Genomic DNA, 14,674 nt, shown 5'->3' with positions numbered 1-14,674 from the left:
GAGTCACCATGCCTGCCCAGAAAAACAGGAAGAGGCTCCCGGCAGCCGGTGAAACCCCTGCCGAACACCACAGCACCATCCACCACCTGGGTGGCGCTGCACTGGCCCGGCACCTGATGGACCCGGACCGCGAGCACACGGTGGTGGTGGTTTCCCACATCCCCGGCAGCGAGCATCCCATCGATGCGCAGCTGCTCGCCGACCGGCTTGGCGCGGAGGCGTGGGTGTTCGTCCTGCCCAACGGCGCCGAGACCCACAGGCTGCAGGAGGGGCTGCCCGAGGACCTGCACGTGTACGGCACAGGCGCCCGGGTTTACCCGCACGGCCACCGCTGGGAAAGCCGGGTTCCACGCCGCCACCTCCCCCGCCATGCCAGGGCCCTGGCCGCGCTGTACGAGGCACTGGAAAATGAGGTGCTGGCCGCCGGGCATTTTGAGGCGCACACCCCACCGACTGCCCCGATGCCGGTGATTTCCGAGGCCATTGTCAAGGGCTTCCCGGCCGAGGACCGCGCCATGGTGGAGCTGGTGCCGGGAGGAGAGCGGGCCGTCATCCGCAGCGAGGACCTGCTCCCCGGCATCCCGCTGGACTGGCTGGTGGGCAAGGGCCAGCTGGTCACAGGGACCCTGGACAGCGCCAACCATGTGCTCAACATCGCGGCACTGCTGCTGCCACGCCCCTCCCCCATCACCGTCTACAAGCACGGCGACGTTGCCCTGGCCAGGGTCAAGTCGGTCTGCCCCGCACAGGCCGTGGTGGAGTTGTGGCCCGGCAACGAGGTGTCCATCGGCGTGGAGCGCATCTCCTCCAACGACCTCGACTCCGCCCAGGACCTGCTGACCGAGGGCGAGGTGGTGCGGGCCCGGGTCCTGTACGAGAACGGTGCGGTGCGCCTGTCCATGCTGGACGTGGACGACGACGAGGCGGCAGTCCCTGCCCCGCCCCTCCTTCGCGACGGGCCTCCATGGCTGGATGTGGACCGCCCCTACGCGAGCATCTTTGCCGCCGGCACCACGGTTGCCGGGGCCGGGCCGGGCACGGCCGGCGACGGCGGCGGAACCCAGCCCGACGCCGTCGAGCCTGGAGGGGCAAGCCCGGCCGGAGCCGAGGCGCTGCTCAGCCCTGCCGAACGCCGCACCGCACTGCAGGGCACGCAAATGCAGCTCGAAGCTGCCAGGCACACCATCGCCGAACTCGTGGCGGCGCAGAAGCGCCAGGGCGCCACGGACGAGGTGGCGCGGGCGCTCCAGGACCAGCTGGAGCATGAGCGCAAGGATGCGGCGCGCCTGTCCCGCTCACTGAATTCGGCCGAGCACCAGATCATGGCCCTCAAGCACGACCTGGCCCGGACCAAGGCCTCGCTGGTCCAGCTGCGCCAACAGCGCCGCTCGGCCAGCTCGCGCACGGAGACCACGGCGGAGAGCCTGTTCCTGGACCCCGGCGAACAGTTCAACTTTGAACTGCTGCAGGCCTGGGCGCGCGTGGTTCCGGCCGGGGAGAAGGCGGCACATCCGCTGGGCAACTACAGCAGCAACGAGCAGTTCCTTCTCTCACTGGTCGGGCTCACCGAACAGCAGCGCAGCAAGACCCTGCGTGCCGTGGTGGACCTCGTGGCCGAGCGCCGCGGGCCGCTGCGCAAGCGCGAACCGCACCCGCTGCGGCTGAACGAGGGCGCCCACGCCGGCCCCACCCTGCGTGGCGAGGACGTGTGCATGCGGCTCTACGTGGAGCAGGGCACGGCCGGTGCGCTGCGGCTGCACTACTGGAAGCTGCAGTCGGGCGGCATCGAGCTGCATGAGGTGGTCCCGCACGACGTGGTGAAACCGTAGACTGGTCGTTCGCGCGCAAGAAGGAGCTGGTTCCCCATGGGTCAAGACATTGAGCTGGTCAGGTTGCTGGATGAGGACGGCACCGAGATCGGCACGGCTGACAAGGCTCTGGTGCACACGGCGGAAACCCCCCTGCACCTGGCCTTCTCTTGCCACCTGCTCGATGCCCAGGGCCGCACCCTGCTGACCCGCCGCGCACTGTCCAAGCAGACCTGGCCGGGTGTGTGGACCAACTCATTCTGCGGCCACCCCGCCCCGGGTGAATCCCTCGAGGACGCCATCATCCGCCGGGCGGCCGTGGAGCTGAACATCCAGGTCACGGACATCCTGCCGGCACTTCCGGGCTTCCGGTACCGTGCCACCGATGCCTCCGGCATCGTGGAAAACGAAGTATGCCCCGTGTTCACGGCCGTCTACACAGGCGATGCCGAGATCGTACCCAACCCCGACGAGGCCTGCGACTGGGCCTGGTCCGATGTGGTGGACGTCGAGGAAGCGGTCTCCGCAGCACCCTTCGCCTTCAGCCCCTGGCTGGTCCAGCAGCTGGCAGAAGGCGTCTACACGGGCGGCCGCGCCGGGGCCTGAGCGTTCCCTACCCGGCCACCATGGCTTCGCTGAGATCCCACAGCTGCCTTGCCAGGTCCATGTCCGAGGCGTCCCGGCTGGCCTTGGCCAACTCACGCTTGGCATAGTACTCACCGGGGGTCCACACCACGCCCGGTTCAGCGGTTACCAGCCAGACCAGGGTGTCGGCGCCCTGCGCCGGTGTGAGCATGAGCCGTCCCATCGCCGTGTAGACAAATTTCATGCCCGCCGATGATTCGACGCCGAAGTTGCTTCCCACCACCCCTGGGTGGAAGGCTGCGGTGTTGACCCCGTGGTCCCCGTGGCGGCGGTGCAGTTCGCGCGTGAACAGGATGTTGGCCAGCTTCGCGTTGCCGTAGGCGGCGCTCTTGTTGTACTTCCTCTCGCCTTCGAGGTCGCCAATGTCGAACTTGGCCATGTGCCGGTGCGCCGCACTTGCCGTGTTGATGACGGTGGCGCGGCTTTCCTTGAGCCGGTCGATCAGCAAGGTGGTGAGCAGGAACGGCGCCAGGTGGTTCACCTGGAATGTCTTCTCGTGCCCGTCAACCGTGACTTCGCGGCTGTTCATGATGCCGCCGGCATTGTTGGCCAGCACATCAATGCGCGGATACCTTTCTGCCAGCGCGGCCGCCAGGGCGCGCACCTGCTCCAGCTCCGTGAAGTCCACGACGAAGTGCTCTGCCTCCAGTTCCCTGGCGATGGCCTGGGTCTTGGCGGCCGAGCGGCCCACCAGCACCAGGTTGTCCCCCGGGCCGGCCAGCATCCTTGCCGCCGCGGCTCCGATGCCGTCGCTTGCCCCGGTGATGATTATCGTGCGTGCCATGCCACATCCTTAGAACGGATTTTCAGCATACAACCGGGGCAGCCCCGAACTACTCCATGACCGCGCGGAACGTCAGCGGCGCCGGGGCGAGCTGGTGCTGCGGCAGCACGCCGGGCCCGCAGGAGGCCGTGCCGATGCCGTGCACAGCGGCGTCCAAGGTGAGATGGCTGATGCCGTCGGCCATGAGGTCCGGCGTGTGCCGGGCGGCCGTCAGAACCTCCTGCGACCACGGCCGGAGCGTGAATGAGACATCCGCAGCCAGGAAGGTGATGCCGCGCCCGTCCGAGGGACTGGCCAGGCCAAGCCGCGAAACCCCCGCCCGCGCACCGTTCTCCTGCGGGCGCACATAGGGCACCTGCAACTCTTCGATCGATGCGCTGAACCAGCCCAGCCGGGCCGCCATGCCCGTGTCCGGATAGCGCTGGCCGGGGCCAAAGCCAGTCCATTGCGCCTGCGAGAATTCGCCCGGCAGCTCGAAGTCAAAGCCCACCCGGGGCCAGTTCCGCCCCCAGCCTGGCCCGGGTTCCACCTGGGCCACAAGCTCCAGCCGCGCCCCGTCGCTGCGCCAGTGGTACGCCACGTCAACATGCTGGCGGTGCACCGGCACGCCGTACCGCACGCGGACTGTGAGGCTGTCGCCGTCGTGCGCCATGGACACCAGCCTGCCTTGCAGCAGCGGCAGCCCGGCCTCCAGCCAGGTGTTGGAGTCGCGGGGGGAACCGGGCAGCGTCCAGTCCTTGCCGTTGTCGTTGTCGGTGGGCGAGCGCCACAAGGTCAGCCGCGGGCCGTTGACCGGCACGCCCTTGAATTCGCTCAGCCCGCCGGTGTCCAGGCTGAAGGCGGCCGGGCCAAACCGGACGGTCCGCCCCTCCACCACCGGCTCCGCCGTGCCCGCCACCTCGGGCAGCGGCGCGGCAGGGGTGCCCTGCTGTGCCCAGGCCACCTCGTGCCCGGCCGGCGCCCACGGGGCGTCCTGGGCCAGCACGGCGCTGATGGTCAAGACCCGCTGCTCCCCACGTTCGGCCGTGATCTCCGCGGGAAGTACGACGCCGGACACCTCGCCGGGCGCTGTCAGGGGCACCCCCAGGGTGCCCACCGCGATGCGGCCTTCGGGGCCGTCAACCTGCCAGGTGAAGCTGAGGTGGGCTGTGTTGAGAAAGTCGTACTTGTTCTCGACGTTAGCCGTGGCCCAGTCCCCGGCGATCGTGATGGCCACGGGCTCCACCACTTTCTTGTAGTCAAGCAGTCCGGGGCGCGGCTCAAGGTCCGCCGAGACCAGGCCGTCGATCACGAAGTTGCCGTCGTGGACCGGTTCGCCAAAGTCCCCGCCATAGGCAAAGTAGGCCTCGCCGTCCATGGTGTGCTGGCGGATGCCGTGCTCAATCCACTCCCAGACAAATCCGCCCTGCAGGCGCGGGTACTTCTCGAAGAGGTCCTGGTACTCACGCAGGCCGCCGGGGCCGTTGCCCATGGCGTGGACATACTCGCACAGGATGAACGGCAGGCTCCGGCGGTGCGCGTCCGCGGCCACATCCTCCAGGGCAGGTTCGGCCTGCTGGCCAATCAGCTCCACTGCCTCCGGCCGGGCGTACATGAGTGAGTAGACATCCGCGTAGGCGCAGGAGCTCTCGCCCTCGTAGTGGACCAGGCGCTCGGGGTCGCGTGACTTGGTCCAGCGCCCCATGGCCTCAAGGTTTCCGCCCGTGCCTGCCTCGTTGCCCAGGGACCACATGATGACGCTGGGGTGGTTCTTGTCGCGTTCCACGATCCTGGCCATGCGGTCCAGCAGGGCATCCTGGTACTGCGGTTCGGCACTTGGGTTGCCGGCCCAGCCGCCCTCCTCGAAGCCGTGCGTTTCATAGTCGCACTCGTCAATGACGTAGAAGCCCAGCCGATCCGCGGCGTGGAGAAGTGCCGGGTGCGGGGCGTAGTGGGCGGTGCGGATGGCGTTGATGTTGTGGGCCTTCATGAGGTGCAGCTCCGCCAGCAGCTGCTGCTGCGGGACGGCGCGGCCCAAATCCGGGTTGTGCTCGTGCCTGTTGACGCCGCGGAAGAGAATCGGCACCCCGTTGAGCTTGACCTGGGCGTCCTCCACGGTGATGCTGCGGAAGCCCAGTTCCAGGGACAGGGTCTGTACGGGCGTGGTGATGCTCAGCGAGTACAGTGCCGGTGATTCGGCGCTCCACGGCTCCACGGTGCCCACGTCCAAGGTCTCCGCGGGGCCTTCGCCGAGTGTTGCGCTGAAGCCCAGCTTTTCGATGGCAACCGTGGCGCCGGGCACCGGAGGGTCAAGCTCCACGCGCAGCGTTCCATGCCCGCCGGCCGTGTAGCCGGCGTGCACAAAGACGTCCCGGACGGCGCCGGCAGGGTGCGCCAGCAAGGTCACGTCACGGAAGATCCCGGGCAGCCACCAGGCGTCCTGGTCCTCGAGGTAGCTGGCTGCCGAGAACTGGGACACCCGCACCGCCAGCACGTTCGCGGTGGCGCGGAGGACGCCGCTGACGTTGAATTCTTGGGGCAGCCTGGAGCCGCGCGTGGTGCCCAGCAGCTCACCGTTAAGCCAAATGGTGCCGGCATTGTCGATCCCGTCAAAGCGCAGCACTGCACCCTCCAGGAACTCCGGCCCCGCATCAAAGGTGAGCCGGTGGTCCCCCACGGGGTTGGCGTCGGGCATGTGGGGCGGGTCCAGCGGAAACGGGAACTGGACGTTGGTGTAGGCGGGCGCACCGTGGCCGTGCAGGTTCCAGCTCGACGGGACGGGCAGCGTTTCCCAAGCCGCGTCGTCGAACGCCTCCTCCTCTATCCCCACAGGGGCGGCGGCCAGGGTCGGCGCAAAGTGGAAGCGCCAGTCCCCGTTGAGGGACAGGGTGGGCAGCCCGCCGTCCACGTGGGACCGCGGGGCCATGCCGCCGCGGCCCGGGCCGGGGTTGGCCAGGTCCATGGTCTCGAGGTACGGGCTGGCGGCGAGGTTGGGGCGTGTGGCAGTCACGGTTGTGCGTCCTAGGTGGTTGGCTGGCGGCAGGGCAGGGCGGGGTGCGTCAGTGGTGTTGCAGGCTGGGCGGATCAGGCGGATTCGGGTGACCCACCGGGGGTTTCCAGCAGCCGGGCAACTTTTTGTTCCAGTGCTGCCACGGTGACGTCGGGCAGCACGATCAGCCCGTCCAGCTCGCGGCGCGCCCGCTTGTAGGCGGTCTGCCGCTCGGCGGGACTGGCGCCGCTGTCCTCGGCGATCTTGACCAGCTTGCGGGCCGTGCCCAGGCGCACCCGCTCAGGCTCACTGAAGGCCGAGTCCTTGATCCGGTGGGCCTCCTTTTCGGCAATGTCAAAGGCCACCGCGAAGGCGTTGACGGCGTTGCGGTAGTCGTCCCAGCGGCTCTTGGCGGTGATTTCGGCGCCCTGCAGCGGCCGCAGCCCGTCGGCGTCGCGCTTGGCACGCAGGAAGGCCACCGTCAGGGGTTCGCGGACGTCGCTCATCATGGGGAAGTCAATCAGCTTGGCCACATCCAGCTCGTAGCTGAGCCAGCGCCTGTTGACGGCGTCGTGCTCGTCCAAGGCCTTGGCAATGTCGGCTTCGGAATACCCGTCCTTGGAAAGGTCGACGGCGGGCCGGGGGCCGGTGCTGACGTCCAGGCCGGCAACTTCGGGGTGCTGGAGCTTGTACAGCTCAATTTTGCGCTGGTGCTCGCGTTCCCGCGAGGCCAGCAGGGCCTTGAACCCGCCGGCGGCCATGCCGCCCAGGGGAATGAGCAGCCACCAGTAGGCGGCAAAAAGTTCAGGAAACCACATGGTCCCATCGTGTCACCTGCGACACACTCCACCAAGGGTTACGAAGGGGGTGTCGGTTCCCCTGCAGGGACGCAGCTCTCTCCGGCTGCGAGCGCCCGGATGCCGGTGGAGGCGTTGTAAATGAGCTGGAAGGCGACGTCGGTGATCCGCTCGGTGTTGTACGTGGTCCCGCCCAGCACTGCGTCCAGGAGCATGTTGTTGACGCCTCCCACCATGGAGACGGCGGTCAGCCGGGCGAAGTCGAGGGCCGTGGCGAGGGCAATGTCCTGCGGGTTTTCCGCGGACTGCTGGTGCACGGTCTGGGGGTCAAGTCCGCTCAGCAGCAGCAGCTGGCGCATGGATTCGGCGGCGAATTCGGACATGGACTTGTGTCGCTTGGCCTCGAAGTCGGGCGAAACACCCACGATCTCCACCAGGATGATGCGGGCATGGCGGGGGTCATCCAGCATGAAGTTGACCACGGCGGCCATGCCGGCGCGGACGGATGCCCGCAGCTCAAGGCCGGGTTCCTGCAGGGCGTCCATGACGTGCCGCATCAGGTCGCTGGCCACCTGGTCGTAGACCGCCATGAGCAGTTGCTCCCGCGATTCAAACGATTCGTAGAAGTACCGCTCGCTGAGCCCGGCGCCTTGGCACAGGCTCTTGATCTTGGCCCCCGGGTAGCCCGTGGTGCCGAACACCTCCAGGCCGGCCTCCACCAGCCGGCCGTGCCGCTCCAGGGCTCGTTCGGAGGACTGCAGGCCCGAGTAGATGCGCCCGGCCGGCGCCCCCGTGCGGGCTGCGTCGGTGGCGTCATTGAGGGGGTGCGGGGCCTGTCCAGTCACAGGCCCAGTCTAGTTGACTGGCAGCGGATTCCCAGAGAATCCGCAGAAACAGGCTGCGCATCAAGTAGTGTCGAAATTTGGCCACCGAAAGCGCACACCACACCAGGAGTTGTTCCATGCAGACGCCCCTTCCCCTGCTCCCCCGGCCCTCAAAGGAAACCAGGGGTGCCGGTGAATTTGTGCTGGGTCCAAACACCTCCCTGGCCGGCCCGGAACAGCTTCAGGGCGTGGCCCTCTGGCTGCAGGGTGCCCTGCGCCCGGCCACCGGCCACGCCTTCCCGTGGCATGCCGGCGAGGACGGCCCCGCTGCCAAGTCCGGCACCATTTCGCTGGGCCTGGATGCGACGCTTCGTGCCGAGGCGTACCGCCTGGAAGTTTCCACCTCCGGGGTGCAGCTTTTCGGCGGGGACGAGGCCGGGGTGTTCCACGGCTGCCAGACACTGCTGCAGCTTCTGCCGGCCGGGATCTTCCGGGCCGGGCAGCTGCCCGGAATTCACTGGGCCGTTGCCGCCTGCACCGTGGAGGACAGCCCCCGCTTTGGCTGGCGCGGCGCCATGCTCGATGTGGTGCGGCACTTTTTGCCCAAGCGTGAGATCCTGCGGTTCATCGACCTGATGGCCATGCACAAGCTCAACACCCTGCACCTGCACCTGACGGACGACCAGGGCTGGCGCATGGAGATCCTGCGCTACCCCCGGCTCACCGAAATCGGCTCATGGCGCACGGAGACCCAGATTGGTGCCGGCACCGATGCGCCCCTGGACGGCCGTCCCCACGGCGGCTACTACACCCAGGCGGACCTGCGCGAGATCGTGGCCTATGCCGCCGCCCGCTTCATCACAGTGGTCCCGGAAATTGAAACGCCCGGGCACGTCCAGGCAGCGCTTGCCGCCTACCCCGAGCTGGGCGTCCACGGCACCCCCATGGAGGTGCACACGCGGTGGGGCATCAACTTCAATGTGCTGAACATGGAGGACTCAACGGTGGAGTTCTTCCGCAATGTCTTTGACGAGGTCATGGACGTGTTCCCCGGCCGCTGGATTGGTGTGGGCGGGGACGAATGCCCCAAGGACCAGTGGCGGGAGGACCCCCGGTCGCAACAACGCGCGGCCGAGCTGGGCCTTGACGGCGTGGACGGGCTGCAGGGCTGGTTCATTGCGCAGATGGACCGGCACATGACAGCCCGCGGCCGGCGCATCCTGGGCTGGGACGAGATATTGGAAAATGAGCTGGCCCCGGAGGCCACGGTCCTGTCGTGGCGCGGCATGGCCGGCGCACAGACAGCAGCACGCCGGGGACACGACGTGGTCTGCTGCCCGGATGACCTCGCCTACCTCGACTACCGGCAGTCCGAGCTCCCCACCGAGCCGATCCCTGTCTCGATCGCCCTGGGCGTGGCCGATGTCTACGGCTTCGATCCGGTTCCGGCCGAGCTCGACGCCGACGCGGCCGGCCACATCCTGGGCGGCCAGGCCAATCTGTGGACCGAGTACATCGATTCGCCCCGCACCCTGGACTACATGGCCTTTCCCCGGCTGTGCGCCATGGCCGAGGCGTTGTGGAGCCCGGCCGGGCGGGACCTGGCCCGCTTCATGCCCAGGCTCCAGGACCACCTGGGCCGGCTGGAGGCTGCCGGCGTCGAGTTCCGCCAGGATGCCGGACCGCTGCCGTGGCAGCAGCGCCCCGGCATCGCGGGCCGCCCCGAGAGCCGGGAGGAGCGCGCCGCCCACATTGCCAACATCACGGCGTCGATCCTGGACTGAGGCCGGCGTGGCAGAATGGCCTTGATCCACCATGAGCCAACGCACAGCACGCCCCAGCAGCCAGGACTCCGGTTCCGAACCGCCGCAGCCACCCGTGAAGCATGCACACCAGGTGCCGGACGTCCCCCGGCGGCTGTTCTTCACGGTGATGGGCACCGCCGCCGCGGCCACGGCCTTCCAGGCGAACATTGCCGCCGACGCCCGGCTCACGGAGCGGACCAAGTACCGCATCGAAACCCCTGACAACGAGGAAAACAGGACGGCCGCGCAGCGCTTCCCGGGCCGGACCTGGTACCTGTTGGGCGGCTTCCGGGTCAGCTACCGCGACGCCGGGCGCAAGCTGGCGGCCCTGCAGCCGGCCATGAACCAGCGGGCCCCGGCCTCCTACATTGGCTACTCGAACGAGGGCATTGATGTTGCCCAGCTGTTCATTGCCATCCAGCGCGACGCCTACGCCCGCAAGATCGACACCGTCTACTTCTATGGGGACAGCTTCGGCGGCATGGCGGCCACGGTCCTGGCCTCGCTGCTGGCCAGCACCGGCATCAGCGTGAAGCTCATCATCATGGGTTCGAGCCCCAGCAGCGTGGCCGACATCCTGGACCCCGGAAAACAGTACATCTCGCTGGCCGGCCGGATTGTCCCGTACCTTGGCCTGGCGGGGCGGCTCGGCGCCGGGCTCTGGGGCGGCCTGGCCAACCCCAATGGCCAGGGCATGTACCAGGCTGCCCGCAGCGGCCTGGACCGCTCCTTCAGCCCCGAGAGCAACTCGCTGATCCTGAGCACCACGCAGGCCACGTTCCTGCAGGCCTTCCCCAGCCAGTACGACGGCGGCATCCCCGCCACCACGGGGATCGGGCTCATCTACGATCCCGCGGACTTCATTGTCAACGCCGCAAGTGCCGCCCGTGGCTGGCAGGCCCTGCTGCCGCGCAACCCGAGCTTTGGCTACAACGTCCCGGACACCGGCCATGCCAGCCCGGAAATCCACCCCGAGGTGTACCGCACGGCCCTGGCCGTGATCCTTGACCAGCTGGATCCGCCCCCGCTCACAACAAAGCCGGTGCAGCACATCTTCTGATGTTCTGCACCGGCTTTGGCCCTGCGGTTTTAGCGGCGCTGGGTCTGGGCCAGCAGTTCCTCAAACGGCAGGGACGTCATCTTGTTCGCCTCGTGCTGCGCCCGCTTGGCCTTGTGGTCGGGAAAGCCGGCACCGGAGAATCCCACGGCGGGGCCCTCGCCAAGCTGCCTGCCCGGCAGCCCGGTGCCCTCCGCGGCCTGCGCGGTGCCTGCCGGCACGTGGCTGGCGATCACGGCGGCAAGCTCCGCGGCGCCCTGGCCAATCCGGCGCTCAAGGGTGTTCTCGCCGCTGCCGCCCCAATCCTCGGGCGAGGCGTAGATGGCGGTGGGCACGGTGTGGGCGCGCAGGTAGCTAAAGAGCGGGCGGATGGCCATTTCCAGCACCAGCGAGTGGCGCGGGGACCCGCCCGTGGCGCCGAACAGCACGGGCATGCCGTCCAGGAATTTCGGGTCCAGGACGTCAAAGAAGGACTTGAAAAGGCCGCTGTAGGAGGCGCTGAAGGTGGGCGTCACGGCGATCATGGCGTCGGCGGCCTCCACGCGGCGGATGACCCCGGCCAGGTCCTGGCCGGCGTACCCGGTGACCATGTTGTTGGCAATGCCGGTGGCGTGGTCGCGCAGGTCAATCACGTCAAGCTTGGCCGTGATGCCCATGGCGGCCAGGCGCGCCTGGACGTCGGCGGCCATCTGGTCCGCCAGCATGCGGGTGGAGGACGGGACACCGAGGCCTGCCGAGATGACTACTACCGTGCGCTGCATTGTTGCTCCTTAGTTCATGCGTATGCATCTAATGGACTCAACGGGAAGGGCCCGGGAGTTATTCCCGGGCCCTTCCTGCGGTGCATTCGGCGCGGCTATTTCGGCGCGAAGCTGCGGCTGTTACGGTTCCTGCCGGCCGCCGTCGGCTGCGTCCTTGGCAGCGGTGGCTGCGCTGTGGTGGGCAATGACCGGGTGGGCGCCGGTGTAGCCGTCGCGGGTGGCGGCAATGGCGTTGATCCGGCCGCGGCTCAGGTACCAGCCCGCCACGAGCGCCGGGATGATGACCACGATCGAGGCGATGGTCCAGGTGCCCACGGGGCTGTCGAACGCCATCAGGACCAGCACGGCCAGCAGGAACGCAAGCGTCAGATACCCCGTATAGGGCGCACCGATCATGCGGAAGCTGGGCCTGATGGCCAGGCCCTTCTTCGTCAGGCGGTAGAGAGCCAGCTGGCAGAGCACGATCATGGCCCAGGAGGCGATGATGCCCAGAGCCGCCATGTTCAGCACAATTTCAAAGGCTTCGGCGGGGACCACGGCGTTGAGGATGACGCCCAGGCCGGCGACGGCGGCCGTGAGCAGGATGCCGCCGTACGGAACGCCGTTGCGGTTCAGCTTGGCCGCGAACTTCGGTGCCGAGCCGGACATGGCCATGGAGCGCAGGATCCGGCCCGTGGAGTAGAGCCCGGCGTTGAGTGAGGACATGGCGGCCGTGAGCACCACGAGGTTCATGATCGAGTCCACGCCCTCCACCCCAATGGAGCCAAAGAACGTCACGAACGGGCTCTCCCCAGCCTTGTAGGCGGTGTACGGCAGCAGCAGCGAGAGCAGGATCAGCGAGCCCACGTAGAACACGGCGATGCGGATGATCACGGTGTTGATGGCCTTCGGCATGACCTTTTCGGGGTTCTGCGTTTCGCCGGCCGCGGTGCCGATCAGCTCGATGGAGGCGTACGCGAAGACCACGCCCTGCATGACCACGACAACCGGGAGCAGCCCGTTGGGGAAGAATCCGCCGTTGTCCGCGATCAGGCTGAAGCCCACCACCTGGCCGTCCACGGGGGTGCCGAAGATGACAAAGTAGGTGCCCACCAGCAGGAACGTCACCAGGGCAACCACCTTGATGAGCGCGAACCAGAACTCCAGCTCACCGAACACCTTCACGGAAACCAGGTTTAGCCCCAGCACAATCAGCAGCGCGCCCAGGGCCCAGACCCACTGCGGAACGGAACCCATCCAGGGCACGTACTTGGCGAAGAAGTGCATGTACAGGGCCACGGCCGTGATGTCCACGATTGCCGTCATGGCCCAGTTGAGCCAGTACAGCCAACCCGAGACAAACGCCGCCTTCTCCCCGAAAAACTCGCGGGCGTAGGAGACGAACGATCCCGAGGACGGGCGGTGGATGACCAGCTCGCCCAGGGCGCGCAGGATCAGGAAGGCAAAGAAGCCACAGATTGCGTAGCTGAACATGAGGGCCGGTCCGGCGCCGGCCAGGCGCCCGCCGGCGCCCATGAACAGGCCCGTGCCGATGGCCCCGCCAATGGCGATCATCTGGATCTGGCGGGACTTCAGTCCCTTGTGCAGCCCGGCATCCTCAGCTGTCAATGAGGTGCTGGGCGCATCCTGGACGAGGTCCGATGTGTCGGTTTGTTCCTGGTGGTGCATGGTGTGAATCCTTTGCTCGATGCCGTCCGCGCCGTTGCGGGCAGCCGTGTTGTCGCAGGGGTGTCAGTCCGCCAGGTTGGCGAGGTGTTCGGGGCGCAGCATCTCGTTGAGCTGCTCGGCCGTGAGGAGTTTGTGTTCCAGGACCAGCTCGGCGACGCCGCGGCCGGTGGCCAGCGCCTCGAGCGCGATCTTGGTGGAGGCCGCATAGCCCAGCACCGGGTTCAGTGCCGTGACGAGCCCGATGGAGTGTTCCACCTGGGCGCGCAGCTTGTCTTCGTGGGCGGTGATGCCGCGGATGCACTTATCTGCCAGGGTGGTGCAGGCTGCTTCCAGGTGGCGCATGCTCTTGGTGAGGCTGTGCACAATGATGGGCTCGAAGGCGTTGAGCTGCAGCTGCCCGCCCTCGGCCGCCATGGTGATGGTGACGTCGTTGCCAATGACCTCGTAGGCCACCTGGTTGACCACCTCGGGGATGACCGGGTTGATCTTGCCGGGCATGATCGAGGAGCCGGCCTGGACGGCGGGAAGGGTGATCTCGCCGAAGCCGGCGCGGGGTCCGGAGGAGAGCAGGCGCAGGTCGTTGCAGATCTTGGAGAGCTTGACGGCCACGCGCTTGAGCACGCCGGAGAGGTGGACAAAGGCGCCCACGTCGGAGGTGGCCTCGATCAGGTCAAGGGACGTTGTCAGCGGCAGCCCGGAAATTTCCGCGAGGTGGCGGCAGGCCAGCGCCGAGTAGCCAATGGGGGCGTTCAGGCCCGTGCCGATGGCCGTGGCGCCGAGGTTGATCTCATGCACCAGCAGCGTGGATTCGGCCAGGCGCGCCCGGTCCTCCCCCATGGTGACGGCGTAGGTGTTGAATTCCTGGCCCAGCGTCATGGGCACGGCATCCTGCAACTGGGTGCGGCCCATCTTGACCACGGTGCGGAATTCCACGGCCTTGGCGGCGAAGGCGTCGCACAGGTATTCCATGGCCCCCACGAGCGACTTCGCCGCGAAGATCGTGGCCACGTTGACGGCCGTGGGGTAGACGTCGTTGGTGGACTGGCTGAGGTTGACGTGGTCGTTGGGGTGCAGGAATTGGTACTCGCCCTTTTTGTGGCCAAGGATTTCCAGTGCCCGGTTGGCAATGACCTCGTTGGCGTTCATGTTCGACGACGTCCCGGCGCCGCCCTGGATGACGTCCACCACGAACTGGTCATGCAGTTCCCCGGCGATGATTTCCTGGCAGGCCTTGATGATGGCGCCGGCCTTTTCGGCATCGAGCAGTCCCAGCTCACGGTTGGTCTGCGCTGCGGCCTGCTTGACCATGGCCAGGCCGTTGACCAGGTGGGTGTTGCTGCCCAGCAGGGTGCCGGTGATGGGGAAGTTCTCCACGGCCCGCAGCGTGTGGACGCCCCAGTAGGCGTCGGCCGAGATGTCGCGGTCGCCAATGAGGTCGTGCTCGCTGCGGACGGCGAGGGGGTCGGAGGCGGGGTTGGCGGAAATGTTAATAGTCATGATGCTCCTTGGCTGCGCTTCATTGCGGCGGGGTCTGGTTGGGTGCTGTTTTGGCGGCTG

At 67.6% G+C, this 14,674-nt stretch carries 11 protein-coding genes; 4 read left to right on the top strand and 7 right to left on the bottom strand.

What is annotated here, in order from left to right:
* Positions 1-8: 8 nt before the first annotated feature.
* A complete protein-coding gene (locus PCK14_RS08415) occupies positions 9-1,829 on the top strand; it encodes a hypothetical protein (protein WP_269938027.1) in 1,821 nt (606 codons plus the stop codon).
* A 36-nt stretch (positions 1,830-1,865) separates the two neighbouring features.
* A complete protein-coding gene (gene idi / locus PCK14_RS08410) occupies positions 1,866-2,414 on the top strand; it encodes an isopentenyl-diphosphate Delta-isomerase (RefSeq protein ID WP_269938026.1) in 549 nt (182 codons plus the stop codon).
* Positions 2,415-2,421: 7 nt separating this feature from the next.
* On the opposite strand, the gene PCK14_RS08405 is transcribed toward idi, so the two are convergent.
* The 4 genes from PCK14_RS08405 to PCK14_RS08390 all read right to left on the bottom strand — a co-directional run bounded on the left by PCK14_RS08405 (position 2,422) and on the right by PCK14_RS08390 (position 7,847).
* On the bottom strand, positions 2,422-3,237 hold the full coding sequence (locus tag PCK14_RS08405) for an SDR family NAD(P)-dependent oxidoreductase (protein ID WP_269938025.1): 816 nt from the start codon (positions 3,235-3,237) through the stop codon (positions 2,422-2,424).
* A 49-nt stretch (positions 3,238-3,286) separates the two neighbouring features.
* Positions 3,287-6,226: a glycoside hydrolase family 2 TIM barrel-domain containing protein gene (locus tag PCK14_RS08400; protein WP_269938024.1), complete on the bottom strand. Its 2,940-nt coding sequence runs from the start codon at positions 6,224-6,226 to the stop codon at positions 3,287-3,289.
* A 74-nt stretch (positions 6,227-6,300) separates the two neighbouring features.
* Positions 6,301-7,023 carry a hypothetical protein gene (locus PCK14_RS08395; protein WP_269938023.1) on the bottom strand — a complete coding sequence of 241 codons (723 nt, stop codon included), beginning with the start codon at positions 7,021-7,023 and terminating at the stop codon, positions 6,301-6,303.
* Positions 7,024-7,061: 38 nt separating this feature from the next.
* Complete coding sequence (locus PCK14_RS08390; RefSeq protein ID WP_269938022.1) at positions 7,062-7,847, bottom strand: TetR/AcrR family transcriptional regulator; 786 nt, start codon at positions 7,845-7,847, stop codon at positions 7,062-7,064.
* 116 nt (positions 7,848-7,963) lie between these two features.
* On the opposite strand from PCK14_RS08390, the gene PCK14_RS08385 reads away from it, so the two are divergent.
* Positions 7,964-9,610, top strand: a complete 1,647-nt coding sequence (locus tag PCK14_RS08385) for a beta-N-acetylhexosaminidase (RefSeq protein ID WP_269938021.1) — start codon at positions 7,964-7,966, stop codon at positions 9,608-9,610.
* 31 nt (positions 9,611-9,641) lie between these two features.
* Complete coding sequence (locus PCK14_RS08380) at positions 9,642-10,691, top strand: alpha/beta hydrolase (RefSeq protein ID WP_269938020.1); 1,050 nt, start codon at positions 9,642-9,644, stop codon at positions 10,689-10,691.
* Positions 10,692-10,720: 29 nt separating this feature from the next.
* Here PCK14_RS08380 and PCK14_RS08375 read toward each other — a convergent pair whose 3' ends face one another.
* From PCK14_RS08375 to aspA, 3 genes are all read right to left on the bottom strand, one after another.
* Positions 10,721-11,449 (bottom strand): FMN reductase, encoded by a 729-nt coding sequence (locus tag PCK14_RS08375; RefSeq protein ID WP_269938019.1) that lies wholly within the window; start codon positions 11,447-11,449, stop codon positions 10,721-10,723.
* 120 nt (positions 11,450-11,569) lie between these two features.
* Positions 11,570-13,117 carry an amino acid permease gene (locus PCK14_RS08370; protein ID WP_269938018.1) on the bottom strand — a complete coding sequence of 516 codons (1,548 nt, stop codon included), beginning with the start codon at positions 13,115-13,117 and terminating at the stop codon, positions 11,570-11,572.
* Between the two features lie 63 nt (positions 13,118-13,180).
* The gene (gene aspA, locus PCK14_RS08365) at positions 13,181-14,614 is read right to left on the bottom strand and encodes an aspartate ammonia-lyase (RefSeq protein ID WP_269938017.1); all 1,434 of its coding nucleotides are present in this window, start codon (positions 14,612-14,614) and stop codon (positions 13,181-13,183) included.
* Positions 14,615-14,674 lie beyond the last annotated feature (60 nt).

Source organism: Arthrobacter sp. HY1533 (assembly GCF_027568515.1).
Lineage (GTDB): Bacteria > Actinomycetota > Actinomycetes > Actinomycetales > Micrococcaceae > Specibacter.
Note: the sequence above shows the minus strand (reverse complement) of the source record. Positions and strands in the feature narration are given on the sequence as shown.